1 tRNA gene is annotated in these 426 nt (G+C 49.3%); it reads right to left on the bottom strand.

The features are described 5' to 3' along the window. Positions 1 to 26 precede the first annotated feature (26 nt). Positions 27 to 117, bottom strand: a tRNA-Trp gene (locus B7L68_RS08465). Between the last annotated feature and the right edge of the window lie 309 nt (positions 118 to 426).

Genomic DNA, 426 nt, shown 5'->3' on the forward strand with positions numbered 1-426 from the left:
GGAGGTTAGGTGGTTAGGGCAAGGTTTGGTGGGCCCGGAGGGATTTGAACCCCCGACCTACGGGTTTCTCCATCACAGCCTGGAGCCCGCCGCTCTACCGTGCTGAGCTACGGGCCCTATTCTGATTTTAAGCTGGAGTGATTTTAAACTTTCCCTCATGGTGCCGTTCTGCGTTTTAATGGCGCCGTAGTTTAAATGAATGCTACTGATAATTACTTAATATGGCGTATTATTCGTTGTGGAAATGTTTTTAATGCACCTAACGCCTAATTTTAACTGGTGATGCATTAATACGGTTGATATTAGGAATGGTGGATTAATATTTCTCACGGAGTGCCCCGCAACCCCGTTGACCCACATACTCGCCTTTGATGAGGGGGATTACGCGGGGCAGATGACCCTCTCCCCGCCTTGAAGGGTGGGGTT

The sequence above is a fragment of the Thermoproteus sp. CP80 genome (genome assembly GCF_002077075.2).
Classification (GTDB): domain Archaea; phylum Thermoproteota; class Thermoprotei; order Thermoproteales; family Thermoproteaceae; genus Thermoproteus.